Source organism: Kitasatospora sp. NPDC001175 (genome assembly GCF_053598215.1).
The window spans coordinates 126,924-153,559 of the sequence record NZ_JBSFJU010000012.1; the positions used below are offsets into that span (position 1 = coordinate 126,924).

23 protein-coding genes are annotated in these 26,636 nt (G+C 73.5%); 16 read left to right on the forward strand and 7 right to left on the reverse strand.

The window, feature by feature from the left end; genetic code table 11:
- The first annotated feature begins 86 nt into the window (after positions 1-86).
- A complete protein-coding gene (locus tag ACWDAK_RS12025; protein ID WP_344637494.1) occupies positions 87-362 on the forward strand; it encodes an isoamylase early set domain-containing protein in 276 nt (91 codons plus the stop codon).
- A gap of 254 nt (positions 363-616) precedes the next feature.
- Positions 617-1,201, forward strand: a complete 585-nt coding sequence (locus ACWDAK_RS12030) for a TetR/AcrR family transcriptional regulator (protein ID WP_427394251.1) — start codon at positions 617-619, stop codon at positions 1,199-1,201.
- A gap of 190 nt (positions 1,202-1,391) precedes the next feature.
- On the opposite strand, the gene ACWDAK_RS12035 is transcribed toward ACWDAK_RS12030, so the two are convergent.
- From ACWDAK_RS12035 to ACWDAK_RS12045, 3 genes are all read right to left on the reverse strand, one after another.
- The gene (locus ACWDAK_RS12035) at positions 1,392-1,925 is read right to left on the reverse strand and encodes a MarR family winged helix-turn-helix transcriptional regulator (RefSeq protein WP_427394252.1); all 534 of its coding nucleotides are present in this window, start codon (positions 1,923-1,925) and stop codon (positions 1,392-1,394) included.
- A gap of 141 nt (positions 1,926-2,066) precedes the next feature.
- Positions 2,067-3,068 carry a GTP 3',8-cyclase MoaA gene (gene moaA, locus ACWDAK_RS12040; RefSeq protein ID WP_427394253.1) on the reverse strand — a complete coding sequence of 334 codons (1,002 nt, stop codon included), beginning with the start codon at positions 3,066-3,068 and terminating at the stop codon, positions 2,067-2,069.
- An 88-nt stretch (positions 3,069-3,156) separates the two neighbouring features.
- Positions 3,157-4,224, reverse strand: a complete 1,068-nt coding sequence (locus ACWDAK_RS12045; protein ID WP_344637491.1) for a YeiH family protein — start codon at positions 4,222-4,224, stop codon at positions 3,157-3,159.
- A gap of 369 nt (positions 4,225-4,593) precedes the next feature.
- Between ACWDAK_RS12045 and ACWDAK_RS12050 the strand changes: the two genes are divergently transcribed.
- The gene (locus ACWDAK_RS12050) at positions 4,594-4,902 is read left to right on the forward strand and encodes a hypothetical protein (protein ID WP_344637490.1); all 309 of its coding nucleotides are present in this window, start codon (positions 4,594-4,596) and stop codon (positions 4,900-4,902) included.
- 270 nt (positions 4,903-5,172) lie between these two features.
- Here ACWDAK_RS12050 and ACWDAK_RS12055 read toward each other — a convergent pair whose 3' ends face one another.
- On the reverse strand, positions 5,173-5,631 hold the full coding sequence (locus ACWDAK_RS12055) for an SRPBCC family protein (RefSeq protein ID WP_344637489.1): 459 nt from the start codon (positions 5,629-5,631) through the stop codon (positions 5,173-5,175).
- A gap of 174 nt (positions 5,632-5,805) precedes the next feature.
- Here ACWDAK_RS12055 and ACWDAK_RS12060 point away from each other — a divergent pair, with 174 nt between their 5' ends.
- The 8 genes from ACWDAK_RS12060 to ACWDAK_RS12095 all read left to right on the forward strand — a co-directional run bounded on the left by ACWDAK_RS12060 (position 5,806) and on the right by ACWDAK_RS12095 (position 17,822).
- On the forward strand, positions 5,806-5,964 hold the full coding sequence (locus tag ACWDAK_RS12060; RefSeq protein ID WP_344637488.1) for a hydrophobic protein: 159 nt from the start codon (positions 5,806-5,808) through the stop codon (positions 5,962-5,964).
- 438 nt (positions 5,965-6,402) lie between these two features.
- Positions 6,403-7,356, forward strand: a complete 954-nt coding sequence (locus ACWDAK_RS12065) for a SigB/SigF/SigG family RNA polymerase sigma factor (protein WP_427394254.1) — start codon at positions 6,403-6,405, stop codon at positions 7,354-7,356.
- 73 nt (positions 7,357-7,429) lie between these two features.
- The gene (locus tag ACWDAK_RS12070) at positions 7,430-7,822 is read left to right on the forward strand and encodes an ATP-binding protein (protein WP_344637486.1); all 393 of its coding nucleotides are present in this window, start codon (positions 7,430-7,432) and stop codon (positions 7,820-7,822) included.
- Positions 7,823-7,957: 135 nt separating this feature from the next.
- Positions 7,958-10,369: a SpoIIE family protein phosphatase gene (locus tag ACWDAK_RS12075; protein WP_427394255.1), complete on the forward strand. Its 2,412-nt coding sequence runs from the start codon at positions 7,958-7,960 to the stop codon at positions 10,367-10,369.
- A gap of 89 nt (positions 10,370-10,458) precedes the next feature.
- Positions 10,459-10,830, forward strand: a complete 372-nt coding sequence (locus ACWDAK_RS12080; RefSeq protein ID WP_344637484.1) for an STAS domain-containing protein — start codon at positions 10,459-10,461, stop codon at positions 10,828-10,830.
- A 13-nt stretch (positions 10,831-10,843) separates the two neighbouring features.
- On the forward strand, positions 10,844-11,290 hold the full coding sequence (locus ACWDAK_RS12085) for an ATP-binding protein (RefSeq protein WP_344637483.1): 447 nt from the start codon (positions 10,844-10,846) through the stop codon (positions 11,288-11,290).
- Between the two features lie 127 nt (positions 11,291-11,417).
- The gene (locus ACWDAK_RS12090; RefSeq protein WP_427394256.1) at positions 11,418-15,356 is read left to right on the forward strand and encodes a HAMP domain-containing protein; all 3,939 of its coding nucleotides are present in this window, start codon (positions 11,418-11,420) and stop codon (positions 15,354-15,356) included.
- 9 nt (positions 15,357-15,365) lie between these two features.
- Complete coding sequence (locus tag ACWDAK_RS12095; RefSeq protein ID WP_427394257.1) at positions 15,366-17,822, forward strand: SpoIIE family protein phosphatase; 2,457 nt, start codon at positions 15,366-15,368, stop codon at positions 17,820-17,822.
- A gap of 122 nt (positions 17,823-17,944) precedes the next feature.
- Here ACWDAK_RS12095 and ACWDAK_RS12100 read toward each other — a convergent pair whose 3' ends face one another.
- Positions 17,945-18,874, reverse strand: a complete 930-nt coding sequence (locus ACWDAK_RS12100) for an NAD(P)H-binding protein (protein WP_427394258.1) — start codon at positions 18,872-18,874, stop codon at positions 17,945-17,947.
- Positions 18,875-19,484: 610 nt separating this feature from the next.
- Here ACWDAK_RS12100 and ACWDAK_RS12105 point away from each other — a divergent pair.
- Genes ACWDAK_RS12105 through ACWDAK_RS12120 form a run of 4 tightly spaced genes read left to right on the forward strand, consistent with a single transcriptional unit; the run spans position 19,485 to position 24,282 of the window.
- Positions 19,485-20,990 (forward strand): type I 3-dehydroquinate dehydratase, encoded by a 1,506-nt coding sequence (locus ACWDAK_RS12105; RefSeq protein WP_427394259.1) that lies wholly within the window; start codon positions 19,485-19,487, stop codon positions 20,988-20,990.
- 14 nt (positions 20,991-21,004) lie between these two features.
- Entirely contained in the window at positions 21,005-21,892 is an 888-nt protein-coding gene (locus ACWDAK_RS12110; RefSeq protein ID WP_344637478.1) for a hypothetical protein, read from the forward strand.
- Entirely contained in the window at positions 21,889-23,082 is a 1,194-nt protein-coding gene (locus ACWDAK_RS12115) for an acyl-CoA dehydrogenase family protein (RefSeq protein WP_344637477.1), read from the forward strand. The genes ACWDAK_RS12110 and ACWDAK_RS12115 overlap by 4 nt, the downstream gene beginning before the upstream one ends.
- A gap of 12 nt (positions 23,083-23,094) precedes the next feature.
- Positions 23,095-24,282, forward strand: a complete 1,188-nt coding sequence (locus ACWDAK_RS12120; protein WP_344637476.1) for a cytochrome P450 — start codon at positions 23,095-23,097, stop codon at positions 24,280-24,282.
- Positions 24,283-24,381: 99 nt separating this feature from the next.
- Here ACWDAK_RS12120 and ACWDAK_RS12125 read toward each other — a convergent pair whose 3' ends face one another.
- The gene (locus ACWDAK_RS12125) at positions 24,382-24,855 is read right to left on the reverse strand and encodes a hypothetical protein (RefSeq protein WP_344637475.1); all 474 of its coding nucleotides are present in this window, start codon (positions 24,853-24,855) and stop codon (positions 24,382-24,384) included.
- Positions 24,852-25,295, reverse strand: a complete 444-nt coding sequence (locus ACWDAK_RS12130) for a MarR family winged helix-turn-helix transcriptional regulator (protein WP_344637474.1) — start codon at positions 25,293-25,295, stop codon at positions 24,852-24,854. Before ACWDAK_RS12130 ends, ACWDAK_RS12125 begins: the two co-directional genes overlap by 4 nt.
- 202 nt (positions 25,296-25,497) lie before the next feature.
- On the opposite strand from ACWDAK_RS12130, the gene ACWDAK_RS12135 reads away from it, so the two are divergent.
- A complete protein-coding gene (locus ACWDAK_RS12135) occupies positions 25,498-26,052 on the forward strand; it encodes a hypothetical protein (protein ID WP_427394260.1) in 555 nt (184 codons plus the stop codon).
- The last annotated feature ends 584 nt before the right edge of the window (positions 26,053-26,636 follow it).

Sequence of the window (26,636 nt, forward strand, 5' to 3'; positions counted from 1 at the left end):
CGCGCTGCCGACGAGTGTGCGGGGCGAGGATCGGCGCAATCGCACCATTCCCATTCACACGCCATCCCTGAAGGAGTAGATGTCCCATGCTGGAGCGTGTTCGGAGCAAGAATCTGGCTGAGGTGACCTTCGTACTGCCCGCCGACCATCCCGCCGGGGAAACGAGCGTGGTTGGCGATTTCAACGACTGGACGCCAGGCATCCACACCTTCGGTATGCGTCCGGACGGCACCCGGGCGGTCACCGTCGCGATGTCGCCGGGTGAGCGGCACGCCTTCCGCTACCTCGCGCATGGGGACTACTGGTTCGACGACCAGGGGGCGGACGGCCACGACGGCCGGAACAACATCCTGCAGACCTGACGCGCTCCGGGCGCCCCTCCCGTGAACGGAGATCGCGGGAGCGGCACCGGCCGTGGCGCCGGGTTCGCCGCCGCCGGCCGGAGGTCCTCAACGCCGCAGCTCCATCCTGCTGGTTGACGGACCGCGCTGATCAGGTGGGGGAGCGTCGGGCCGGGCGGGGCAGCTCGCTGGACGGGCTTGGCCGGCCCGGCCGGCTGCGGCGATCGCCGTGGGAGGACTGTGCTCGATCAGCCGTCCCGAAGGAGGACCACGGATTGAACGCCAAGTTGTCACCCCCGATGAGAGCCGACGCCCGGCGCAACCGGGCACGGGTGCTGGAGGCGGCGCAGGCCGCCTTCGCCTCCGAGGGCCTGTCGGTCCCGCTGGACGAGATCGCCTGCCGTGCCGGGGTCGGCGCCGGGACGGTGTACCGGCACTTCCCGACGAAGGAGGCGTTGTTCGACGCGGTGATCCTCCATCGCCTCCAGGGCCTGGTCGACCGGGCACGGGAGCTGGCCACGGCCGAAGATCCCGGCGGGGCGTTCTTCGACTTCGTGGCCATGCTGACCCGGGAGGGCTCCGCGAAGAAGGACCTGATCGACGCGCTGGCCGGGGCCGGTATCGACGTCACCGCGAACCTGGTCGAGGTGAACCGCGAACTACGGGAAGCGATCGCCGAGTTGCTGGTCCGTGCGCAGAACGCCGGCGCGGTCCGCCCGGATCTCGGTATCACCGATCTGATGGCCCTGCTGCGGGCCGTGTTCCTGGCCACCTATCGGGCGGAGGGGGACGAGGGCATGGCCGGCCGGGTGATGTCCGTGCTGTGTGACGGGATCGGGGCGCGGGGCCAGGCCGGCTGACCGCGCCGGGACCGCGCGTGCCCGCGCGGCGCGCCGAAACGCGCGGCCGGCCGCCGGAGCCGGCCTGACCTGTGCGGCGCGTCGCGGCGGATCGGGTCACACCCCTCGCGCCGATCTGCGTGGACCGCTCGGGGGCGATGTGTGGCGGGTCTGCCCGGCCGCGCATGGAGGGCTGCCGCCTCAGTCGCCTTCAGGTGCCCGCGATGCCGTTCGGCATGTCGAGGAAGGGCTCCAGGGCGGGCTCGTCCGCGGCGGTGACCAGCGTGTGCAGGGCCTGGACCAGCGTCGATCGCTGGTCGGGCGACAGGCGTGCGACGATCTTGGCGATCTCGCGGTGCCGGTGGGTGAGGACCTGGTCCACCAGGCGGTCGCCCTGCGGGGTCAGACGCAGGACGACCTCGCGCCGGTTGACCGGGTTGGTCTGGCGATCGACCAGCCGCAGTCCCTCCAGCTTGTCGACCGTGCGCATGGCCGTGGACGGGTTCACCGCCAACGCGCCTGCGAGAACGGCGAGTTTGATCGGCCCCTGGTTCTGCAGGACGACCAGGGCCCGCAGCTGCGGCAGGCTGAGTGGCGCGTCGACCCCGGCGACCGCACGAGCCGACAGGGCCACGAAGAGCCGCGATGCGGTCATGACCGCCGAGACGACCTCGGTCGTGTCGCGGGACAGGCCGTCCTGTCCGCCAATGGGCCGACTCGGCTCGGTCTGCGCGTCATGTCCCATGCCGCCCTTTATATCGCGCGGTCAGGAGCGGAACGTGCGACTCGTGTGGCGAGTGGCCAGGGTGATCGTGCGCGTGATACCGCGTCGGGGGCGGATCGTACGACGTCGAGCCGGCCGCCCGGCCAGGGCAGGGCGCCCGCCTCAGCCGCCGATGGCGGACATCGGCCGTTCCGGCTGGTGGAAGTCCGGATCACCGATCCCGCCGCCGGCCTTCTTGCCCCACATGGCCGCCCGCCACAGCTCGGCGATCCGCGCGTCCGTGCGCGGGTCGTCGCCGCCCTCGCGCAGGGCGGTGCGCAAGTCCGTCTCCCCGGTGGCGAACAGGCAGTTGCGGACCTGGCCGTCCGCAGTGAGCCGGGTACGGTCGCAGGCACGGCAGAACGGCTGGGTGACGCTGGCGATCACACCGACCCGGGCCGGCCCGCCGTCGACGATCCACCTCTCGGCCGGTGCGGAGCCGCGCCGCCCCGCCGGCTCCGGGGTGACCGTGAACCGCGTGCTCAGCCGGTCGAGGATCTCCGCCGCGGTGACCATCGTGCTGCGGTCCCAGCCGTGCTGCGGGTCCAGCGGCATCTGCTCGATGAAGCGCAGCTCGTAGCCCCGCTCAAGGCACCAGGCGAGCAGGTCGGGTGCCTCGTGGTCGTTGATTCCGCGCATCAGTACGGTGTTCACCTTGATGGGTGAGAGGCCTGCCGCCCGGGCGGCCGTCAAGCCGGCGAGCACGTCGTGGTGGCGGTCCCGCCGGGAGAGCCGCTGGAAGGTCCGCGGGTCGAGGGTGTCCAGCGAGACGTTGACCCGGTCCAGGCCCGCCCCGCGCAGTGCCGCGGCGGTACGGGCGAGGCCGATGCCGTTGGTGGTGAGCGAAAGCTCCGGCCGAGGCTGGAGGCGGGCACACGCGGTGAGGATGCCGACCAGACCGGGCCGCAGCAGCGGCTCGCCGCCCGTGAACCGCACCTCCCGTACACCCAGCAGGGTGACGGCGATCCGGACCAGCCGGACCACCTCCTCGTCGGTCAGCAGCGTGGGCTTCGCCAGCCAGGTCATGCCCTGCTCGGGCATGCAGTAGGTGCACCTCAGGTCGCAGCGGTCGGTCAGCGACACGCGCAGATCGACGGCCTGCCGCCCGAAGGTGTCCAGCAGCACGCGACCCCACCTCCTGACCGGGACCTCCGCCACTACCTGCCCCTCACCAGTGTCCGTCGTCCGCAGCGGTCGGAGGTACCGCAGTCCCTCATCCGGTGCCGGTCACGGCCTGCAGAGCGAGGCTGGTCAGCGAGACGGTCACCCACAGGCAGCCGCCCAGCAGGAGCGGACGCGGACCGGCCCGGCGCAGCCCGGGCAGGTCGGTGGACAGTCCGATCGCGGACAGCGCCATGGTGATGAGGAAGACCGAGATCTGGCTGAGGGCGTGGTGCGCGTGGGACGGAACCAGGCCGGCGGTGTTGGCGGCGGCCACCAGCAGGAAGCCGACGAGGAACCACGGCACCAGTCTCCACGGGCGGACCCGCGAACCCGGGGTGGCCCCGCGCCGCCCGCGAGCGGCCAGCGCGGCGAGTCCGAGGCAGATCGGGATGATCAGCAGGGTCCGGGTCAGCTTGACGACGACGGCGTAGTCGGTGGCCGCCGGGCCGTACGTGGTGGCGGCGGCGACCACCGAGGACATGTCGTTGACGGCGGTTCCGGCGAACAGGCCGAAGGCGTGCTGGCTGAGTCCCAGCAGGTGGCCCAGCGCAGGGAAGGTGAGGACGGCGGCGATGTTGAACAGGAAGATGGTGGAGACCGCGTAGGCGACCTCGGCGCCGGCGGCGCCGATCACCGGCGTGACGGCGGCGATGGCGGAGGCGCCGCAGATGCCGGTGCCCACGCCGATCAGGGTGCGGAGGTCGCCCACGACGCCCAGCCGGCGGCCGATGAAGTACGCGGCCGTGAGACAGGCCGCCAGCGACCCGACCATCACCGGCAGTGACCCCAGCCCGACACGGAGGATCTGGGCCAGAGACAGCTGGGCGCCGAGGAGGACGACCGACAGTTGCAGCACGAACTTGCTCGCGGTGGTGATCCCCGGGCGCAGCCTCGCGCCGGGCCTGATGACGGCGGCGACCGCGATGCCGATGAGGATCCCGCTCACCGGCCCACCGACCAGCGGCACCAGCCCTCCCGCGAAGGTGGCGACCGCGGCGATGCCCACTGCGAGGGCCAGACCGGGGACTCGGGAGAACGGGCCGGCCGATCGGGGCACCGGCGACGGGTGGGACGGGGCCGCTTCGGCGTCCGGAGCGTCCACGATGTGAGCTGTCATGCCTCCACACTGGCTTCGGCGATCCAGTCGTGGTAGAAGCCGATCGCTGATGGATGCATAGGGTGACTCTATGGCTTGATCGAGGCGGACCGGCGAGGTGACCGCCTGTGGTCCACCACCGTGCCGGCTCGCCGCCACAGCGGACGCCGCCGGGCGCATGTCCCTGGAGCATCCGCGCAGCCGCCACTGACAGAGAAGCAGCCGCCCGGCGAACAGGCCCGCCCGCTCCTGGCACGACGAGCCGTCACCGTGCACGGAGCGGCCGCCAGACGGCGATGCACCAGGCCGGACGGAACGCCGCCGCGTCCGCACCGCCACTCCTCGCACCCCGGGCACTGCAGTGGCGATCCGGACCGGGAGGGAGCCGTCGTGGAGATCCTGCTCACCGGCGCCGCGGGACGGATCGACGCCCTGCTGCGCACCCCCGACCTCGGGTTCGAGATCGTGTACGGCATCTCGGCCAACTCCCGGGCCTGGTGGGACCTCGGCGCGGCCCGCCGCCTCGACTACCGGCTGCAGGGCGACGCCGAGCGGTACGCGGACGCCGTGCTGGCGGCCCACGGACCGCTCGACCCCGCAGACCCCGACGCCCGCTACGGCGGCGGCCGTTTCACCGTGTGGTCCGACAGCGGAGACGGCGTCCGCAGGGCAGGCCGAGCCGGGCTGGAAGGGCCCTGAACGGACCGCCTCCGGCCGCCCGCGGCGCCGGACTCCCGGCAGCCGCCGCCGGCATGCGCTCGCTGCCGTTCAGGTCATCCGTCTTCGACGTCGTCCTCGACGGGGCGGAGCAGGAACCAGGAACGACGGGGCGGAGCAGGAACCAGGAACAGGGACGGACGGGCGTACCCGCCAAGGGTCCTGACCGCCCGTCTCCCGGCAGCTCGTCCGGCCCTGCCCGGGTCGGCTGCCGTAGCCCCCTGGGGTCGGGAAGCGGCTCGGCCGCCTGCCTCAGCCGGGCGAGACCCGGCCGCGCCAGGCGCCGGTCTCCTCGCCGCGGGACTCGACGAAGCCCTTGAAGCGGCGCAGATCGCCCCTGACCCGGCGGTCGAGCATGCCGAGCATGTCGGCGGCCTTCTCGACCATGCCCTCCGGTTCGACGTTCATGGCGAGCCTGACCCGGGTGTGACCCTCGTCCAGCGGCTGGAACGTCACCACGCCCATCTGCTTGACATCGCCCCCGACCGTCCGCCACGCCACCCGCTCGTCGGGCAGCTGGTCGACGATCTCGGTGTCGAACTCCCGGTCGACCCCGGCGATGGAGGTCCGCCAGTGGTTGTGGCGGTCGTCCAGCTGTCGTACCTCCTTGACGCCCTCCATGAAGCGGGGGAACTCCTCGAACTGAGTCCACTGGTTGTACGCCGTGTGCAGCGGGACGTCGACGTCGATCGACTCCTGCACCTTGCTCATGGCCTTCCTCCTTCGCGCGACTCATGCGGACGGCCCGGTGCTGTGGACCATGGAGCGCGTCTGCCCCGGTTCCGCCGGTCGAATCCCGCAGGCGGCGGTGGGCCGTCGGGAGGGCGGTCCCGCAGGAATGGCCGCGTGGATTCGGGGCAGGCGCGGGCGCGGAGGTTGATAGCCATGGTTCTGCTGATCGTCGTTCTGCTGCTGGCCGTGATCCTGGCCGGTGCCGGGTTCGCCCTCCACCTGCTGTGGTGGATCGCGCTCGCCGTCTTCATCCTGTGGCTGCTCGGGTTCGTCGTCGCGGGCGGTGAGCGCCGGCGCTGGTACCGCTGGTGACCGGACGGTGCGAGCATTGGGCCGGCGAGGTCGCTGCTCCTCGCCGGCCCGGCTCGACGCCGCGCGGAACCGGGCCGCGCGGTGAGGGCACCGGGCGGCCCGACAACGGCAGGAGCCGTACGCCCTACCCGGCGGCGGGCAGTATGCCGAGCCGGTGTCGAAACCGAGCTCCGCAAAGGCTCCGCCTCGGCGCGGGAGGGTTCGCCGAGCCTGGTGCGGGTAGGAAGTTCACACGGAGGGATCCGGGCCCGTGGCCCGCCTCCGTTCCGGCGACTCCTCGCCGTCGATCCAGCGGCACGCCCGCCGTGCCGGGACACCGTGGCCTCAAGCAGCCGGGCCGAGCGGTCTCCCACCCCCGCACCTCGTGCGAAGACGTACCGTCGGCATGTACCTCGTCGCGACGACACGCGCACCGGTGTGGGCCCGACGACCCGGGAGATGACCCCGTTGTCCACTCCTACCGCCCTGCGTACCGTCATGGCCCCGCCCGCCCCGGCGACGGCCGGTGCCGCCGTGCACACCGCGGCCCCCGTCCCGGAGGAGGCCGCGCCCGTCCTCGATGCCGAACAGCGGCCCACACCGGAGCAGATACGCCGCCTGGGCAAGAGCGAGGCGCGCGAGCTCAGCGACGCGCTGTTCCGCCGTCTCGCCGAGCTGGAGCCCGAGACGCACGCCTACGGCTACGTCCGCGGCACCATCATCGAGCTCAACATGCCGCTGGTCCGTTTCGTCGCGGCGGGCTTCCGCCATCGCGCCGCCGAGATGGACGACATCCTCCAGGTCGGTACCATCGGCCTGATCAAGGCCGTGGACGGCTACGACCCGGACCGCGGCGTCGAGTTCGTCACGTACGCCCTGCCCACCATCACCGGCGAGATCAAACGGTTCTTCCGCGACACGTCCTGGCCGCTGCGCGTTCCCCGCAGCGTCCAGGAGCTCTACCTGATGACCGCCCGCGGCTCCGACCGGCTGGAGCAGCGACTCGGCAGGCTGCCCACGCCCGAGGAGCTCGCCGACGACCTCGGCCTCACCCGCGAGCAGGTCGCCGCCGGCCTGGACGCCGGACGTGTCTACCGCTGCGACTCGCTGGACGCCCTGCACGACGACGGCACCGACGACTCCGGCAGCGCCCTGCTCAACCGGCTCGGCGACTGCGACCGGAACCTGGACCTGGTGGTCTTCCGGGAGGCCGTCCGCCCGCTGCTCCGCCAGCTCACCGACCGCGAGCGCACCGTCCTGCTGCTGCGCTTCTGGGGCGATCACACGCAGTCGGAGATCGCCGAGCGGATCGGGGTCTCCCAAATGCAGGTCTCCCGGGTGCTGAGCGCCACCCTCGCCCGGCTCAGGGCGCAGGTCGAGAACGGCGAAACCGGCCGCCGAGCAGACGGTTGACCGGCCGCGGCCGGGGTAGGCGCGGACACCGTCAGGAGACCAGGCAGAGCCGGGGTGAGGTGGTGTGTGTCAGATGCCCGTGCTCGCGCTCGACCTGGACGGGCGCGTCGGATCGGTCCGCAGGGCCCGCCACGCGACCGAGCAGTTCTTCGCGGAGCTCGCGGCCGGAGCGGGACCCCGCTTCCGGGACGAGACCCGGGGCGACGTTCTACTCGTGATCGCCGAACTGGTCTCCAACGCCTGCCGGCACGCGCCCGGGCCGTGCCGGCTGACGGTCGCACCCGCCGCTGACGGCACCGTGGAGGTGGCCGTCGAGGACACCAGCCGGGAGCTGCTGGCCACCGCCTCGCCTCCGGCGGGATACGGGCTGGTCGTGGTGACCGGGCTCTGCCGGGGCGTGCACGTCCTCCGGATGCCCCAGGGCAAGATCGTCCAGGCCACCGTGGTCGAGCGGCGACTCTGGTGAGCGCCCTGCTGGCCGCGCCCGACCGGCCCGGTGACTGACCGCCCGCACCGGCGCTGGTCTCCGCAGAGTGATCCGGCCTACTCTGGTGCCGCACTTGCAGGGCGTTTTGCGGCGTTTTGCACCCGGAGGCTTCCGATGAGTGACGATTCGGTCGATCGCGCCGTTCTGCAGGCCACGGTGGACCGGTTGCGAGCCGAGGTGGACGGCCTGCGCGCCGCGATGCGCACCAGAGGGGTCATCGAACAAGCCAAGGGCCTGCTCACCCAACGGCTCTCCTGCACCCCTGACCAGGCCTTCGAGGAACTGGTACGGCGCTCACGAGACAGCAACCGCAAGGTGGTCGAGCTGGCCGCCGAACTGCTGGGCGTCGCCGCCCCGCCCGAAGCCGCCGGCACGGAAGCCGAGCCCGAGTCCCCGCCAGGTCCGGAACCGGTACCCCCGCCCGCGACCGGTGCCGCGCGACCGCAACCGCCGAGCGACGGACCCCCGCCCGCCGAGGGCTTCGCCGCCCGCTACCACCTCGCTGCCTCCGCCCTCGCCTCCGCCGACGGCCCCGACGACCTCGCCCGACTGCTCCACCAGTACGCGCTCAGCCCGCTCGGCGCAGCCGCGGTCGTCCTCGCACTGCTCGAACCGGACGGCGCGCTGCGCCTGGTGGGCAGCCACGGCGTGCCCGCCCACCAGGTGAGCCAGTGGCAGCGGATCCCGCCGCGCACCGCCGTACCGCTCACCGAGGCGGCCCGGCTCGGCACCACCGTCTGGGTGCACAGCCGGGAGGAGTTCGCCGTCCGCTACCCCGACCTCACCGGCGAGGACCTGATCCCCGGACGTACCGTCTGCGCGGTGCCGCTGCGCTCCGGCCAGCGGCTGATCGGCGCGATGAAGCTCGGCTGGCCCGAGGACTTCCGGCCCGATGCGGCCGCAACCCGCTACCTCTCCGCGCTCGCCCGGCTGACCGCCGCGCAGCTGGTGCGGGTGGTAAGCGCGGACGCCGAGGGATTCGGTCCGCTGGAGCCCGCCACCGAGCCCTGGTTCCGTGCGGTGCTGGACGCGCTGCTCGACCCCGTGCTGATCCTCGCCGCCGTCCGCGAGCCCACCGGCAAGGTGGTCGACCTGCGGGTCGAACACGCCAACGCGGCCACCGTCGACATGGCCGACCGCACCGGCGAGGACATCGTCGGCCACCGGGTCACCGAGCTCTACCCGGGCATGGTGGCCTCCGGTACCTTCCAGCAGCTGCTGGACGTGGCCGCCACCGGCACGCCCTACGAGGGCCAGATCGAGCAGTTCATCGAGGTGGTCGGCGGGAGGGTGCACGCCTCGTGCATGAAGCTGAACGCCACGCCCTTCCTCGACGGTGTCCTGGTCAGCTGGCGCACCCACGACGAGCAGGAGCGGCGGGAGACCCAACTCGCCCAGGCCCAGCGGCTCGCCCGGCTGGGCACCTGGAGCTGGCAGGCCGGTGCCGGCAGGATCGCCTGCTCGCCCGAGCTGCGGCGGCTGCTGCGGCTGCCCGAGGGCTCCGAGGGGCTCGAACCGGGCATCGTGCTCGCCGCGATCGCCCCCGAGGACCGGGACGAGGTCCGTGCGGCCGCCGCACGGGTGCTCGCCGGACAGAGTCCCGCGACCGCCGAGTTCCGGCTCGCCGGGCTCGGCAGCGGGGCCGGTGACACCCGTCGCAGCCTGCGGGCGATGGCCGAGACGGTGCCCGACACGGCTTCCGGTGGGGTGGTGGCCGTCCGCGGCGTGGTCCAGGACGTCACGGCCTGGCGCCGCACCGAGCAGGCCCTCACCAGCACCCGCAGCCAACTCGCCGAACAGCGAAGGAAGACCGCGATCGAACACCGCGCCGTCCAGGCACTCCAGCACGCCCTGATGGACGTACCGCGCGGCCCGCACGAACCCGGCCTCGAAGTCGCCGTCCGTTACCTGCCCGCCGAACGCGAGGGCAAGGTCGGCGGCGACTGGTACGACGTCCTCACCCTCCCGAACGGCGCCGTCCTGGTCGTCGTCGGTGACGTCTCGGGCCACGGACTGCGCGCCGCCGCCGGAATGGCCCAACTACGCCACGCACTGCGCGGCATGGCCTACACCGGGCTCCCGCCCCAGGAGATGCTGCGCCGGCTCAACGGCATGCTCTGCCATGAACGCAGCGAGTACATCGCCACCGTGGTCTGCGGACTGCTCGACCCCGCCGTCCGCACGCTCACCTGGGCCCGCGCCGGACACCTGCCGCCGGTGGTGGCGCTGGACGGGTCCGTCCGCCTGCTCGGCCTGCCCGACGGGCTGGTGCTCGGCGCGGCGCCCGCCGCGCGGTACCAGAGCGCCGAACTGCCGCTGCCGCCCGGCAGGACCGTCCTGCTCTACACCGACGGGCTGGTCGAACGGCGCGGAGACGACCTCGGCAGCGGCCTGGACCGGCTGCTCAGAGCCGTCGAGGAGTACCGAGCCGCGGAACTGGAGGGCTGCCTCGACCACGTACTGCGCCGCCTCGGTGCCCCCAACCCCCAGGACGACACCTGCCTGGTCGGCCTCCGGCTGCACTGAGCGCGCCGCCGAGCGGCCTCTGCGGGATCCCGGGACGGTGATCTATGGTGAGAATGCGTGGCCCCGGGGGCACGGGAGGAGCGCAGTCGATGGATGCACACCCGACGGAAACCGGTGAATTGACCGTCTCCGCCCGGCCGTGGGTGTACGGGATCGTGCTCACCCTGGAGGGCGAACTCGACCACGACAGCGCCGGGCCGCTGCGCGAGGCGCTGGACGAAGCACTCCGGCAGTCCCCGGAGCAGCTGGTGGTGGACTGCTCGGGCCTCGCCTTCTGCGACTCCACCGGCCTCAACCTGCTGCTCAGGGCCAGGCTGACCGCCGAGGCGGCCGGCGGACGGATCGTCCTCACCGGACCCTCGCCGATCGTCGCCCGGATGCTGGAGATCACCGGCGCGCAGGACGTGTTCCAGGTCTTCGCCACGGTCGAGCAGGTAACCGCGGCGCCGGACGGGGACTGACGGCGGGTATCTGATGGCGGACGCCGCGGGGCAGGCACCGGGCTCGCAGAGCCGAAGGCTGGTACTGGCCGACCCCCGGGGGGCCGTCCACCGCTGCCGTGAGTTCACTCGGGAGGTCCTGCACGACTGGGGCTGGCTGCCGGCCGTCGGAGCCGAGCAGCGGATGGCGGCCGAGGACGTGCTGATGATGACCAGTGAGCTGGTGACCAACGCCTGCCGGCACGCCGGAGGGCCGAACGAGCTGGTGCTGCGCCGTACCGGCCCGGTGCTGCGGGTCGAGGTCTCGGACAGCAGCCCCCGCCCGCCGGTGCTGCTCCTGGCCGGCCGGCCCTCCCAGCCCGGCGGCCACGGACTGAGGGTGGTCGACCGGCTGGCCCGGGCCTGGGGCAGTGAGCCGGCGGGCCCGGGGAAGCGGGTCTGGCTGGAGGTCCGCTCCCCGCAGCCGTGTCGACCGGACTGACCCGGCGCCTCCCGTGGCCACCGGCACGCCGGGCCGCGAACGGTGGGACAGTGGAACCGGCGCAGGTCCACGGCACGGTCGCGGTCCGGCGCGAGCACCACCAGCCGAGGCCAGCCGAGGTCCGAGAATGAACGAGCCTGCCCGGCGTACGAATGAACCCGCCCGGCCACCCGCCGAACACTGGCGGCGGACCGGCACGCCGACCGGGGAGCGGGACACCGCGGCGGCCCCGACCGACGATGGCCTGCGCCGGCTGCTGGCCGGACTGACCGCCGTCCGTGACGGCGACTTCGGGATCCGCCTGCCTCCCGACCCCGGACTGCTGGGCGAGATCGCCGCCGTCTTCAACGACATGGCCGACCAGCTCTCCCGGGTGAACTCCGAGGTGACCCGGGTGGCCCGTGAGGTCGGCACCGAAGGCAGGCTCGGCGGCCAGGCCCAGGTGCCGCAGGCGGTCGGCACCTGGCGGGACCTGACCGACTCGGTCAACGCGATGGCGGGCAACCTGACCGCCCAGGTCCGCAATATCGCCCAGGTCACCACGGCGGTGGCCCGGGGCGACCTGACCCGCAAGATCGACGTGGCCGCCCAGGGCGAGATCCTGGAGCTCAAGACCACCATCAACACCATGGTGGACCAGCTGTCCGCGTTCGCCGGCGAGGTGACCCGGGTGGCCCGCGAGGTCGGCAGCGAGGGCAGGCTCGGCGGCCAGGCGGACGTCCGGGACGTCTCCGGCACCTGGCGGGACCTCACCGACTCGGTGAACTCGATGGCGGGCAACCTGACCGCCCAGGTGCGCTCGATCGCCCAGGTCGCGACGGCGGTGGCCAAGGGCGATCTGACGCAGAAGATCGACGTGGACGCGCGGGGCGAGATCCTCACCCTGAAGAGCACCATCAACACGATGGTCGACCAGCTCTCGGCCTTCGCCGGCGAGGTGACCCGGGTCGCCAGGGCGGTCGGCACCGAGGGCGACCTCGGCGGCCAGGCCACCGTCCAGGGCGTCTCGGGCACCTGGAAGGACCTCACCGACAACGTCAACGTGATGGCGTCCAACCTGACGGGTCAGGTCCGCTCGATCTCCCAGGTGGCGACGGCCGTCGCCCGGGGTGACCTCTCGCAGCGGATCACCGTGGAAGCCAAGGGCGAGGTGGCCGCGCTGGCCGGCGCGATCAACACCATGGTGGACACCCTGTCGGCGTTCGCGGACGAGGTGACCCGGGTGGCCCGCGAGGTCGGCACCGAGGGCATCCTCGGCGGCCAGGCGCGGGTCCCCAACGTGGCCGGGACGTGGAAGGACCTGACCGACAACGTCAACTTCATGGCCCACAACCTGACCAGCCAGGTCCGGAACATCGCCCAGGTCACCACGGCGGTGGCCCGCGGCGACCTCACCCGCAGGATCGACGTGGACGCGCGCGGCGAGATCCTGGAGCTCAAGACCACCATCAACACCATGGTCGACCAGCTGTCCGCCTTCGCCGCCGAGGTGACCCGGGTGGCCCGCGAGGTCGGCAGCGAGGGCAGGCTCGGCGGCCAGGCGGAGGTGGCCGGCGTCTCCGGCACCTGGAAGCGGCTCACCGAGAACGTCAACGGCCTGGCCGGGAACCTGACCCGGCAGGTGCGGGCCATCGCCGAGGTCACCAGTGCGGTGGCCGAGGGTGACCTGACCCGCTCGATCACCGTGGACGCCTCCGGCGAGGTCGCCGACCTCAAGGACAACATCAACGCCATGGTCGAGTCGTTGCGCGTCACCACCAGGGCCAACCAGGAGCAGGACTGGCTCAAGACCAACCTGGCCCGCCTCACCGGCCTGGTCCAGGGGCACCGGGAGATCGCCGCGGTGGCCGAGCTGATCATGGACGAGCTCACCCCGCTGCTCTCCGCCCAGTACGGAGCGTTCTACCTCGCCGAGGAGGCGGTCCACGCCGGGCAGGGCACCGGACTCGTCCTGATCAGCTCCTACGGGCTCCAGGACGGCACCAGTACCGCTCCCGAGCGGATCCCGCTCGGACACCGCCTGGTCGGCCAGGCCGCCCGCAGCCACCGGACCATCACCGTCACCGACCTGCCGCCCGGCTACGCCGCCATCTCCTCCAGTCTCGGCCGGGCCGCGCCGCGCGAGTTGGTCGTGCTGCCGATCGTGGTCGAGGAACAGCTGCTCGGCGTGGTCGAGGTCGCCTCCCTGCACCCCTTCACCCGGCTGCACCGCGACTTCCTGGAGCGCTTCGGTGAGGCGGTCGGCGCCAACCTCAGCACCCTGCTGGCCAACGCCCGCACCGACGAACTGCTGGAGGAGTCCCGGCGGCTGACCACCGAACTCCAGGCGCGCTCCGAAGAGTTGCAGCGAGGCCAGGAGGAGCTGCGCCGCTCCAACGCCGAACTCGAGGACAAGGCCGACCTGTTGGCCGACCAGAACCGCGACATCGAAGCGAAGAGCCTGGAGATCGAACAGGCCCGCCGCGAACTGGAGGACCGAGCCAGGCAGTTGACCCGCACCTCGATGTACAAGTCCGAGTTCCTCGCCAACATGAGCCACGAACTGCGCACCCCGCTCAACAGCCTGCTCATCCTCGCGCAGCTGCTCGCCCGGAACCCGGCCGGCAATCTGACCCCCAAACAAGTCGAGTACGCCGAGGTGATCCGCTCGGCCGGCTCCGACCTGCTGCAACTGATCAACGACATCCTCGACCTGTCCAAGGTCGAGGCGGGCAAGATGGACATCAGCGCCGAGCGCTTCCCGCTGCGCGAACTGCTGGAGTACGTCGAGTCCACCTTCCGCCCGCTCGCCGGACAGAAGAACCTGGACTTCGCGGTGGTCACCGCCCCCGAGGCCCCGGAGGAACTGGTCACCGACCAGGCCAGGTTGCGCCAGGTGCTTCGCAACCTGCTGTCCAACGCGGTCAAGTTCACCGACCAGGGCCGGGTGGAACTGCGCATCGAGCCCAGCAGCGCGGACGAACTCCCCGAGGAACTGCGCCACTCGGGGGGCTGCCTGGCCTTCCGGGTCAAGGACACCGGAATCGGCATCCCCGAACAGCACCTGGAGTCCATCTTCGGAGCCTTCCAGCAGGCAGACGGCACCACCGGCCGCAAGTACGGTGGCACCGGCCTCGGCCTGTCCATCAGCCGTGAGCTGGCCCATCTGCTCGGCGGCGCCATCACCACCAGCAGCACCCTCGGCGCGGGCAGCTGCTTCACCCTGCACCTGCCCGCCGTCGCGCCCCGGGACGTCTCGACCCCCGCCGAGCAGCAAGCCGAGCCACCCGGACTCCTGGTCGTCGAGGCCGACCCGCCGGGTCTGCTGACCCTGCTCGCCGAGAGCACCGCGGCCGGCCGGGACCCGGCGATCACCGTCAGCAGCGCCGGTACCCCGGCCGAGGCGCTGACGGCGCTGGCGGCCGGGCCCTGCCGCTGCGTGGTACTCGACCTCGCCCTGCCCGAGGACGGCGCCCGGCGGTTGCTGGCCGCGCTGGCGGAGGGAGGGCACGCCGTCCCCGTACTCGGCTGCCTGGGCGGGCCCACGGAGCAGGGGCAGACTCCGCAGGCCGAGCTCCTGTACGTGGTCGCGGGCCTGGACGAACTGCGCGAGCGGATCGTCCGCGCGATCGAGGGCGGGAGCGTCGTCCCTCCCGGCGTGCCCGTCGCCGCGCCCGGAGCGGCCGGGCAGCCCGCCGAGGCCGAGGACCCGCTGTCCGGGCGGACCGTACTGGTCGTCGACGACGACACCCGCAACGTCTTCGCGATCACCGGGATCCTGGAGCAGCACGGCGTCCGGGTGCTGCACGCCGCGAACGGGCGGGCCGGGCTCGACCTGCTGTACGCCAACCCCGACACCTGCCTGGTCCTGATGGACATCATGATGCCCGGAATGGACGGCTACGCTGCGATCGAGGCGATCCGGGACACCGCCGAGTTCGCGGCCGTCCCGATCATCGCGGTGACCGCCAAGGCGATGCCGGGGGACCGCGCCAAGAGCCTCGCCGCCGGTGCCGACGACCATGTCACCAAGCCCGTGGACGCGGACGACCTGATCGGCCGGATCCGGCGCCGGCTGGAGCGCTGACGAGACCCGATGACCGGCACCGAACCCACCGCCACCCCGCGACCGGGATCCCCGCGGCCGGGATCTTCGGCACCGGACCGACCCGGGCCGGGCACCCCCGGAGCCGAGGCGTGCGGACCCGGCGGACGCGAGCCCGGTACCGGCGAACCGGGTGCTCGGGAACTGGCCGCGGCCGTCTGCCGGCTCCAGGGCGAACTGGCCCGGTTGCGAGCCGAGTCGGCCGCCAGGCCGGTCGTCGAACTGGCCACCGGCATCCTGGCGGAACGACTCGGCTGCCCGCCCGCCGACGCCGCCGAGCAGCTCGCGGTACTCGCCGACCGGGCCCACGTCCGGGTGGCGGAACTCGCCGCCGAGATCGTCGGCGAGCGCGTCGGCATCGGCACCGCGCCCGGCGCCGGGGCCGGGTCGCCCGAACCGGATTCGCCGTCCACCGCAGGTCCGGCGCCGCCCGCGACCGCCCGCACCGACCCGCAGGCCGCCGCTGAAGCGGTGCTCGAACACGTCGGACTCCTGACCGGCGCCACCGGCGTGCTGGTCTGGGCCGCGGAGAGCGGCGGAGGGCTGGCGCTCGCCGGAGCAGCCGGCTTCCCGGCGGCGGCGGTCAGCGGATGGCGGCACATCCCGCCCGGAGTGGACTGCCCGGCGCAGCTCGCCGCCGCGACCGGACGTGAACTCGGCCCGGACGAGCCCGAGGTGACCCGCGCCCCCACCCCCGGCCGGAAGGAGGCCCCCTACCGGGCCGCACTGCCGATCCGCCGCCGCGCCCGCCTGCTCGGTGCGCTGGAACTGGCCTGGCCCACCCGACCGGCCGAGCCGACCGGGGCGGTCCGCCGCCAGCTCCGGGCGCTCGCCGACATCTGCGCGCTCACCCTGCCCGCGGCCCTCCCACCGCCCGGCCCGGCCCCGGACCGGCCGGCGGCCGACACAGGACCGGACTCCGTCTTCGAGACGGCATCCGAGTCGGCCCTCGATGCGGTGCTGACCCCCGCGCTGCTGCTCGTCCCGGTCCTCGGCGAGGACGACGAACTCACCGACTTCCGGATCCTGCGCGTCAACGCGCACTTCACCGACCCGGCCGGCCGCTCCGCCCACACCCTGGAGGGCGGCTCCCTGGTCGAGGCGTATCCGCTCGCCTGCGCCGACGGGCTGCTGGAGCGGCTCCGGCGGGTGTACGCCACCGGCGAGGCGATCCGGGGTGAGGAGCTGCGCCTGGGCTTCCTGATCGGTGAACTGTCGCTGCCGACCGGCCTGGAGATCGCCGCGGCCCGCCTCGACGACCACCTGCTGCTCAGCTGGCGCTTCGCTGAGGACGACGCCAGACAGAACGCGCTGGTGCGCAACGCCCAGCGGCTGGCCCGTCTCGGCGGCTTCGAGGAGGACCTGACCACCGGCACCATCCGCTGGAACGCGAGTCTGTACGAGCTGCACGGACTGCCGCCGTCGGCCGTCCCGGTGCCGTTCGCCGCGCTCCCCGCCCACGTCCACCCCGAGGACGAGCAGACCGTCCGGCGGCTGGTGCGCAGCGTGCAGCGACAGCGCAAGGCGTCCTCCGCGGTCTTCCGGCTGGTCAGGCCCAACGGGCTGACCCGCTACACCCGGGTGGTCGCCGAACCGGTGCTCGACACCACCGGGCGCCTGGTCGCCCTCCACGGCGCCTACCAGGACGTGTCGGCGCAGCACTGGATCGAGATCGCCCTCGCTGCCACCCGCGAACGGCTCGCCGACAGCGAGCAGCAGGCCGCCGAGCGACACCGCCTCGCGCTCCGGCTCCAGCAGGCCATCCTGCCGCCCGAGCCGCCGTCGCTGGACGCCGCCGGGCTGCGCGCCGCCGTCCGCTACCGCCCCGCCGCCCAGCAGGAACGGGTCGGCGGTGACTGGTACGACGCGGTGCTGCTGCCCGACGGCGCCGCCCTGTTGGTGGTCGGGGACGTGGCCGGGCACGGCGTCGAGGCCGCCACCGGGATGGTCGCGCTGCGCAACGCCCTCCGCGGCCTCGCGGTCACCGGGGCGGGACCCGCCCGGCTCCTCGACTGGCTCAACACCGCGGCCGTCTCGTTCACCGAGCCGGCCACCGCCACCGCCGTCTGCGCCCGCTACGACCCCGCCCGCCGGCAGCTGTGCTGGGCCAGGGCCGGGCACCTGCCGCCGATCCTGCTCCGGGCGGGCCGGGCCCGGCCGCTGCCCATGCCGTCCGGCGTCCTGCTCGGCGCGGACCACGGGGCGGTGTACGAGGAGCAGGCCCTGCGACTGGAAGCGGGTGACATCCTGCTGCTCTACACGGACGGACTGATCGAGCGCCGGGACCGCTCCGTCGAGGACTCGCTGCGCGAACTGGTGGACGACGTCGGCAGGTCGGAGGAGGACCTGGACGACCTGCTGGACCGGCTGCTGGACCGGAGCACCGCCGACACCGACGACGACATCTGCCTGATCGCCGTCCAGGTGGCCGCCGAACCCCGGGACTGACCGGACCGCCCGGGCGCCCGGGCCGGGCGCGGGATGCGCCCCGCGCCCGGCTCAGAGGTCGGATGCATCACCGCCTGCGGCGTCCGGTCGGCCGAACCTCCGCCAGGCGCTGTAGTCGCCCGTCACCCGGCGGCCCGGCCCGGCGGGCCGGCAAGGCCGGGGGTGTCCCTCACGAAGGTGTCGAAGCCGGCCGGGGGGCGGCCGAGGAGCTCGGCGACACCGTCGGTGGCGCGGTCGTACCGGTTCTGCCGGTGGAGCCGGGCCATCGTGGCGATGTGGTTGCGCAGGTGGGGCGAGAGGTCCAGTGCTCCGAGGTCCTTCTCGAGCCACTCGTCGTAGGGCACGTCGACGTAGCTGACCGTCCTGCCCAGGGCGGCGGAGAGCTCGGCGGCGATGGCGGTCATGTCGCGGGACGAGGCACCGGTCAGCTCGTAGACCCGGCCGGCCTGCGGCGAGGGGTCGGTCAGCACCCGGGCGACCGCGTCGGCGACGTCGCTGATGGCCACCGGTGAGGTGCGGGCGGAGCCGAACGGCAGCCTGATCGTGCCGTCCCGACGGATCGAGGCGACGGCGAGCATCGCGAAGAGCGGGTTCTCCATGAACACCGTCGGCCGGATGTGCGTGACGGGCAGGCCCGACCAGTCCAGGACCTGTTCGGTCAGCCAGTGCAGTCGTTGCTGCGTGGACTCGGTCGTGCTCGTGACGTCCATCTGCGAGACCGTCATCTGCGACATGTTCACCAGCAACTCCACGGAGCCGTTGTGGCGGGCGGCGACCGCCACCGTGGCGGCGGCCTCCAGGTAGTCCGGTGAGACGCTCATCCCGAAGTAGAGCCGCCGGCAGCCGTCGAGGGCCGCCACCACGTCGGGGGCCCGGGTGAGCTCGCCGACCACCACCTGCACGCCGTCGAGCGCCCGCAGCGACTCGGCCCGCTCGTCGTCGTGGTGCACCAGGGCCCGGACGGGTACCTGCCGGGCCCGCAGCTGCTCGACCACTCGCCGTCCCACTCCGCCGACGGCTCCGGTCACCAGGATCGGATGGGGATCCGACATGGCCATCTCCTGTCGTTCCGGCCCCGGGCGGTCCGGGGCGTGTCACCCGGGCGCGGTACCGGGGGCCTCCCGGCCGAGGCCCTTGACGAGCACCGTCGGGATGCCCCGGCCGCCGCTCCGCGACAGGTGCCGCGGAGCAGGGCGGGGTTTTCGCGCCGCAGCGGTTTACCACCACCAGGGGCAGTGTGCCGGTCGGAGGCCGGTTGCCGCAGTCCGTGCGCCGGAGCGGGGGAGCGTACGCGGCGCGATCGGGTGTGCCGGGCGCCGGCCTACGGGCTTCGGGCGCACCCCGCGCGCCGGGCGGCCGATGCCCCGGGCGGCGGAGGGGGCCGGGCCGAGCGCTCGCCGGAAGGAACCCCGGAGCTTACGCTGGCACGGCGGTGTGAAGCACCGGCATCCCCGATTCGGGCTTCGGCGCATCCCGCGGACGGGGAGCAGCACCGCGGGAGTGCTCCTGCTGGCCCGTCGGTGCGGTCTCGGTGGGGCGCCCGGCGGGGCATCCGGACCCGGCGCGGCCCGGACCTGATCCTCTTCCCTCCGATGTGAATCACCGATCCGCGGGCCCGCCCCGAGGAGGACGCACGGTGGCACTCAACGCACGGTGGCACTCATGAGCGAGCCGGGCACGGGTGGGGCCGGCGCTGGGCGGCGGGCCGTGCTGGTGGCCGTCGTCGCGGCGGCCGACGAGCTCGGCCACGCCAGCCTGAGCGGACTCGACCCGGTCGCGGACGGGCTGGAGGTGCGCGCCGACCTGGTGGGCGACCCCGAACCGCGCAGGCTGCGGCGGCTGTTCGGCGGCCGGCTGATCTACACCCTGCGCACCCGCCGCCAGGGCGGGAACCACGGTGGGGCTCCGGCGGAGCGGCGGGAGCGGCTGCTGCGTGCCGCCGCCGAGTACGACCTGGTCGACCTGGAGTGGCCCGACGACCTGGTACCGGAGCTGACCAGCCGCATCCCGCCGTGGCAGCGCCGGGTCTCCTGGCACGGTCCGGAGCGCGAGCACGGAGGTATGCGCTCCCTGTTCGGCGCCATGGCGGGCGTACCGGCGGCGCTCTACCTGCTGGTGCCCAAGAGCAGCCCGGCAGCGGCGCCGGGCCTGCTCGCCGCCCTCGGCCGGTCCGATGTGACGGCCTTCGGCATCGGCGAGTCCGGCCTGTGGACCCGGGTGCTGGCCCCCTGGCTGGGCGCCCCGGTGGCCTTCGGCCGGGTGGGTGAGGCCGGAGCGGACGGGATGCCGAGCGTACGCCGACTCGCCCTGGACTACGGGCTGCCCGCGCTCCCGCGGCTGGACGCCCTCTACGGCATCGCCGGCCCCGCCCCCGAGCACTCGCTCGCACCCCGGCTGTACAACGCGGCCCTGCGCGAACTGGGCCTGCCCGCCCTCTACCTGCCGTTCGCGACCGACTCGCTGGCCTGCCTGCTGCGCAGCGCGGCCGTCCTCGGCGGGCGGACCGGACTGGCGCTGCGAGGGCTGACGGTGACCGCACCGCACAAGGAGGACGCGATGGGCCTCGCCGACCAGGTGACCCCGTCGGCGCGCGGAGCCGGGGCCGCCAACGTCCTGTGGCACCGGGACGGCCGCTGGCACGCCGACACCACCGACGCCGCCGCAGCCCTGGACGCGCTGGCCAGGGCCGGCGTCGACCCGGCCGGGCGGCGCGCCGCCGTCATCGGCTGCGGCGGCGCGGGCCGGGCCGCCGCCCTCGCCCTGCACCTGGCCGGCGCCTCGGTGACCCTGGTGAACCGCGGCCGGGCCCGGGGCCGGCAGGCCGCCGCGCTGACCGGCCTGCCCTTCGTGCCACTGGCCCGGTTCTCCGCCCGGGGCTACTCGCTGCTGGTCCACGCCACGCCGCTGGCCGACAGCGCGCCGTTCCGGCTGGCGGCCGCCGATCCCGGCGCGGCGGTCCTGGACCTGGTGTACCGGGACGGTCCCACCGCCCTGGCGGCCGCCGCCCGGTCGCACGGCCTGCCGGTGATCGACGGCCGGGAGGTGCTGCTCGTGGAGATGCGGGAGCAGTTCCGCCTGCTGACCGGGCGGCGGATGCCGCTCGGCCCGGCGCTCTTGGCCCTCGGCCTGCGCCGCCGCACCGAAGTCCGCCCGGCCGGCAACCAGTGAGACGAGGAGCCCCCATGACGGCCGATACCGGAATCCGGAACCCCGAACCGATCACCCCGCTGCTGGGCGACTGGCTCAGCACCGAGGGCCACGCCTCGCCGGGGATCGCCAGGCTGGAGGTGAGGCAGCGCGGCGGCGCCGCCTGGCTACGGGCCTTCGGCGGCGGCTCCCGGGACTGGGGGGAGACCCCCGCCGTGCTGTACCGGACACTGGGCGTGCCGGCCTCCGCGCTCACCGCGGTCTTCGACCTCGGCTTCCTGCGCACCGTGGTCTCGGCCCACCACAAGGGCGGGATCCTGGTCGTCACCACGTCCAACGTCTTCCGGGACGGCAGCTCGCGCGCCGACTACTGGACCCGCGAGTTCTTCCACCTGATCGGGCGGGCCGATGGACGTGCCGGTGCGGGCGGCGACGGGCCCGTGGCGAGCGGCGGCGACACCGGGCCGGACACCCCTGGCCGCCGGCGCGGCGAAGCGGTGGCCGTACCGGAGATCAGCCGGGAGCAGGACCGCCCGACCGGCACCGGACCGACCGGGCCGCTCGACGTCCGCCCGCTGCTCGGCCGGTGGGCCAACTTCGACCGCTCCACCACCGGCGTCCGGCGCGCGGAGACCCAACAGCAGGGCAGCCGGTTACTGCTGAGGCTGTGGGAGGCCGACGGCGCCGACTGCGGTCCGCTGCCCGTCCAGCCGCTCGCCGCCGACGTCGGCAGCGGGCAGGCCATAGGCTTCGGTGCCGAGGCGGAGCTCGCCCCGGGGCTCGGCTCCCGGAAGGTCTACCACTGCGGCTACCTCAACCGCGGCCTGCTCACCATCGACGTCCACGCCGCCGTACCCGGCGAGCCGGCGGCGAACGTGATGTACCGCGCCCACTTCCACCGCACCGAGGGGGATGGCACATGACCCCGGCCGCGCACACCGACTCCGTGGCGGCGCTGCGGCAGGCGGCCCGACTGGCCCGCGACAGCTTCGCCGCCCGCGCCGACGGCTACGACCGCAGCGCCGCCTTCCCGGCCGACGACTTCGACGACCTCTTCGCGGCCGGCCTGCTGGCCGCTGCCGTACCGACCGCCTACGGCGGCCTGGGCCTGGGCCCGCAGCAGCGCGACACGCTGCCGCTGTGGCAGCTGACGACGCTGCTGGCGAGTGCCGACCTGTCGCTGGCGCGCTGCTGGGAGGGCCACACCAACTCCCTCGTGATGATCGACGCCCTGGGAACCGCCGAGCAGAAGCGGCGCTGGTTCGCCGGGGTGGTGGAGCGCGGCGAGATCTGGGCCGCCTGGAGCGGCGAACCGCAGTCTCCCAAGCCGGGCGAGGACCGTCGCTTCGGCACCACGGTGGCCGCCGCCGACGGCGGCTGGGTGCTCCACGGCACCAAGGCCTTCGCCACCAGCGCCACTGGCGCCCGCTGGGCGATCCTGCTGGTGGACCCGGCCGGGCCGGGCGGTGCCCGGCACGCCCGGGGAACGGCGGACGGACTGCTGCTGCTCGCCTGCGATCTGAACGACCCGACCGTGACCGTCGACACCTCCTGGTGGGATCCGGTCGGCATGCGGGCCACCGCCAGCCACGCGGTGCTCTTCGACGGCACGTTCTTCCCGTACGACCGGGTGATCGGCGAACCGGGCAGCTACCTGGCCGGGCAGTGGCAGACCGCGTTCGTCCCGCACTACGCCGCCAGTTTCCTCGGCGCCGCCGAAGCCGCCTACGACTACGCGCTGGCCTACCTCAAGCACCAGGGCAAGAGCCAGGACCCGTACGTCCAGCAGCGGGTGGGACGGATGGCCGTCAACATCGACACCGGGCGCCTGTGGCTGCGCCACGTCGCCGGGCTGTGGGACGAGGGACGGCTGGAGGAGGCGCGGATCGCCGGAAGCCGGGCGCGGCACCTGATCGAGCATCTGGCCGAGGAGACGGTGCACCACTGCATCCGCGCGTGCGGTGCCCGCAGCCTGGTCCGGCCCTCACCGGTGGAGCGGATCCTGCGGGACCTGACCTTCTACCAGCGGCACGACAACGACGACCACATCCTGGCCACCATCGGTCGGGCGGCGCTCGGCGAGAGCTTCGACCCCTCGTTCCACAAGCCCTGAACGGAGCGCCGGATGCCCGCTCGGCCCTTCCCCTTCGGTTACACCGACCCGTCCGAGACGCACGCCGAACTCGCCCGGCTGCGGGAGCGCGAACCGATCAGCCGGGTGGTGCTGGCGAGCGGTCATGAGGCCTGGCTGGTGACCAGGTACGAGGACGTCCTGCTGGTCCTCGGCGATCCCAGGTTCAGCGCCGCCGAGGCCGCCGTGCCCGGCGGGCCCAGCCTCGACCGGGTGCCCATGACGCTGCCGGGCGTCGTCCAGCTGCGGGAGACCGACCAGGAGGACCACAACCGGCTGCGCAGGCTGGTGGCACCGGCCTTCAGCGCCCACCAGGCGGAGCGGCTGGCGCCACTGGTCGAGCGGACGGCCGACGGACTGCTGGAGGCGATGGCGGAGGCGGGCCCGCCGACAGACCTCGTCTCCGCGCTCACCGCGGTGCTGCCGATCAGGGTGGTGTGCGCCTGGCTGGACCTCCCGACGGCGGACGTGCCCCGCATCCTGACCTGGAACTCCGAGCTCACCGGTGCCAGGCCGGCCGACGAGGTGATGGCGGCCCAGCGGAAGATGCGCGACTACATGGTCCGGACGCTGGCCGCCCGCCGGACCGCGCCCGGCGACGACCTGCTCAGCTCACTGGTCGCCGTGCACGACGAGGAGGGCACGCTGGACGAGCCGGAACTGGTGGGCCTGGGCCTGGCCATCGTCTTCGTCGGACACACCTCGGCGTCCCACCTGATCACGGCCTCGGTGGACGGGCTGCTGCGCCGTCCCGAGCAGTGGTCGCTGCTGCGCCGCCACCCCGAGCTGCTGCCCGAGGCGGTGGAGGAGATGCTGCGCTGGCACCTGGTGCTGACGGACGGCCGCCTGCGGGTGGCCACCGAGGACGTCCGGCTGGCCGGCGTGCTCATCCGCGCGGGCGATCCCGTGGTCGCCTCGATCAACGCCGCCAACCGGGACGCCGCCGTCTACCCCAACCCCGACCGCTTCGATCCGCGACGCTCCGGAAGGCCGAACCTGGCCTTCGGACACGGCATCCACCGCTGCCTGGCCGCGTACCTGGTGCGAGTGGAACTGCGCGTCTGCCTCGCCCGGTTGCTCGACCGCTTCCCGGAACTGCGGTCCGCCGCCCCCGGGTCGGGCCCCCGCTGGAAGGACCAACCGCGCATGCAGGGCATGACGGAGCTGCCGGTCACCTGGTGAGCGGCAGTCCGTGCGGTCCCGGGACCGTCCACAACCAGCCGAGCGCGTACGGCCTTCGGCGCCGCACGGACTCGGCCGGTGTGATGCGGCCCGGAGGCGTCACCGGTCGGAGAGCTGCCAGGGGAAGGGGGAGAGGTCGGGTTCGACCCAGGCGGTCCTGGCCCGTTCGCTCTCCAGCGTCGAGGGCCGGTAGTAGCGGGAGAGCAGCTGCTTGTCGAGGAGTTCGGCGTGCCGGTCGGCGAACGTGTCGAAGTCGCCGAGGCCCGTCAGGTCCGCGTGGTGGCCCACCAGCTCGACCCAGGCCCGGCTGACGGTGACGTGGAACTTATGTGGTGCCCCCGCGTTGGTGGCGACCTGCCGGATGCCGTCGCTGACCAGGCTGACCGCGTCGGCGGTGCCGTGCCGCCGTACCGCGAGCCAGGTCAGCTGGACGTGCTGGCGATGGCCGAAGCGGACCGCGCTCGCCATGACCTCCCGCATCAGTGCCTGGAAAGGGGTTTCCTCGCCCGCGTCCGGGGCGTGCCGGGGTGCCGGGGCGTGCTGGGGTGCTGGGGCGTGCTGGGGTGCGTTCAAGAGGACACCTTGGTCAAGGCCTGCAGGACGGTGTGGAAGCCGGCCACCTCCGCGGGGGAGAGTCCGACGAGCGCGCGGCGTTCCAGGTCGGTGAGGGTCTGCCGGATCAGGTCGGCCGCCAGGTGGCCGGAGGGGGTCAGCTCGATGAGGACGGAGCGGCGGTCACCGGCGCGGGTGCCGCGGGTGATGTGGCCGCGGCGTTCGAGCCGGTCCAGTACGCCGGTCAGCGTGGTGGGACGGGTGCCTGCCGCGGCGCCCAGTTCGGACACGGTGCGGCCGTGCCCGTCGGCGAGGTTGGCCAGAGCGTTGATCTCGGAAGGGGTCAGGTCGAGGTCGACCAGCTCGGTGGCGAGGATGTGCAGAGTGGCATGGGTCGCGCGCTGCAGCGCGAGCAGCGCTGACTGCGCCGGCTGCGCCGATGGTGCGGATTCGGACTTCACGGTCCCGGATATTACGGTTTCGTAGTATCGGCATTCAAACTGGGCGGGCTGCTCGGGCGAGGGCGTGACGCGGGCGGCGGACCCGCGCGTGCGGGTGCCGCCCGGACCGGTGATGCGGGCCGGCCCTGCCGAGGGCGCCGAGGGCGGCCGACCGGCGGCGGTCGCTGTGCGGCTCCGCGCGTCCGGGCTGATCCTGGGGAGCGTGGGAGATCGAGCTGCCGCGGACGGCGGTGCGGACGGCGGTGCGGACGGCGGTGCGGAGGGTGACGCGCCGAAGCCGTCCGCCGGAGGCCGGACTGACTACGCCGGGGCCGTCTACGGCTCGATCCTCGCGGCGTCGGTGGTGGCCACCGCGGGGACCCTCGGTCCGTTCCCGCGGATCAAGCTGGTGGCGCTGCTGCTCATCACCGGTCTGGTCTTCTGGGCGGCGCACGTCTACGCGCGCATCGTGGGGGAACGGCTGCTGCACCAGCCCCTGACCGGGGAGGACGTCCGCAGGGTGGCCGTCGCCGAATGGCCGATCGTCAAGGTGGCCGTCCCGCCGGCCGTCGCTGTGGCGATCGGCCCGCTCCTGGACCTGGGGGTGGAGGGGACCGCGTGGCTCGCGCTGGCTGTCGCCCTGGCCGAACAGGTCGGCTGGGCGACCGTCCCCGTCCTCCGGGCAGGCGCCTCGCGTCGCATCGTGCTGCTCAACGGTGGCGTCAACCTCCTGCTCGGAGTGGTCCTCGTGGTGGCGAAGGCGGCGCTCCACTACTGAACGCGCCGCCGTCACCCAAGCCTCCTCGCACCAGGCGGCCATGCACCGTGCTGCGCCCGAAAGGCCGTGCTACGCCCGCTAGTTGCCCTCGCCCGGCCCCTGGCCAGTACGCTGGTACGCCGGCAGGCCGCCCACCGGGAAGCCCCTCGGGGTCACGGCTGCCGGCGGCTGCGACCCGCCCGGGTCGCGATGGTGTGACCACCAGCTCACCAGCCGATCGAGTACGTCGGTCCGGGCGGATGACGGTTCGAGGAGGAGTGGCCGGCTCCAGGCGTGCGCCTGTCGGGCCAAGCCGTGGAGCGGTGAGACATCGTCATAGTTATCTGGCATATGCGAAGCTTTCCGCTGCAGCGTCACCACTGCGTAGTCGGTCCAGTTGCCGGCCGCAGCGTCGCCGGGAAGGCCGCGCCAGGCAGGGCCGAACGCCGGCGCCGGGCGACGGACCACGAGGGTGTCGTGCCGGGCCGGGTTCCGCCGGGAACACCGACCGCCCTACCGAGCCCCGCACAGTTCACGGCCGGGTGATTGTGATCAGCCTTCGCACCGTCGGCCACCTGCACATGGCCAACCACACCCTGCGCGCT

What these genes read in the sequence shown, in the direction of transcription:
- ACWDAK_RS12110 (WP_344637478.1), top strand. Translation starts at nt 21,005, where the DNA reads ATGACGGCCGATACCGGAATCCGGAACCCCGAACCGATCACCCCGCTG.
- ACWDAK_RS12045 (WP_344637491.1), bottom strand. Translation starts at nt 4,224, where the DNA reads ATGACAGCTCACATCGTGGACGCTCCGGACGCCGAAGCGGCCCCGTCC.
- ACWDAK_RS12070 (WP_344637486.1), top strand. Translation starts at nt 7,430, where the DNA reads ATGCCCGTGCTCGCGCTCGACCTGGACGGGCGCGTCGGATCGGTCCGC.
- ACWDAK_RS12080 (WP_344637484.1), top strand. Translation starts at nt 10,459, where the DNA reads ATGGATGCACACCCGACGGAAACCGGTGAATTGACCGTCTCCGCCCGG.
- ACWDAK_RS12085 (WP_344637483.1), top strand. Translation starts at nt 10,844, where the DNA reads ATGGCGGACGCCGCGGGGCAGGCACCGGGCTCGCAGAGCCGAAGGCTG.
- ACWDAK_RS12100 (WP_427394258.1), bottom strand. Translation starts at nt 18,874, where the DNA reads ATGTCGGATCCCCATCCGATCCTGGTGACCGGAGCCGTCGGCGGAGTG.
- ACWDAK_RS12075 (WP_427394255.1), top strand. Translation starts at nt 7,958, where the DNA reads ATGAGTGACGATTCGGTCGATCGCGCCGTTCTGCAGGCCACGGTGGAC.
- ACWDAK_RS12025 (WP_344637494.1), top strand. Translation starts at nt 87, where the DNA reads ATGCTGGAGCGTGTTCGGAGCAAGAATCTGGCTGAGGTGACCTTCGTA.
- ACWDAK_RS12120 (WP_344637476.1), top strand. Translation starts at nt 23,095, where the DNA reads ATGCCCGCTCGGCCCTTCCCCTTCGGTTACACCGACCCGTCCGAGACG.
- ACWDAK_RS12055 (WP_344637489.1), bottom strand. Translation starts at nt 5,631, where the DNA reads ATGAGCAAGGTGCAGGAGTCGATCGACGTCGACGTCCCGCTGCACACG.
- ACWDAK_RS12095 (WP_427394257.1), top strand. Translation starts at nt 15,366, where the DNA reads ATGACCGGCACCGAACCCACCGCCACCCCGCGACCGGGATCCCCGCGG.
- ACWDAK_RS12115 (WP_344637477.1), top strand. Translation starts at nt 21,889, where the DNA reads ATGACCCCGGCCGCGCACACCGACTCCGTGGCGGCGCTGCGGCAGGCG.
- ACWDAK_RS12090 (WP_427394256.1), top strand. Translation starts at nt 11,418, where the DNA reads ATGAACGAGCCTGCCCGGCGTACGAATGAACCCGCCCGGCCACCCGCC.
- ACWDAK_RS12060 (WP_344637488.1), top strand. Translation starts at nt 5,806, where the DNA reads ATGGTTCTGCTGATCGTCGTTCTGCTGCTGGCCGTGATCCTGGCCGGT.
- ACWDAK_RS12105 (WP_427394259.1), top strand. Translation starts at nt 19,485, where the DNA reads ATGAGCGAGCCGGGCACGGGTGGGGCCGGCGCTGGGCGGCGGGCCGTG.
- ACWDAK_RS12065 (WP_427394254.1), top strand. Translation starts at nt 6,403, where the DNA reads ATGACCCCGTTGTCCACTCCTACCGCCCTGCGTACCGTCATGGCCCCG.
- ACWDAK_RS12035 (WP_427394252.1), bottom strand. Translation starts at nt 1,925, where the DNA reads ATGGGACATGACGCGCAGACCGAGCCGAGTCGGCCCATTGGCGGACAG.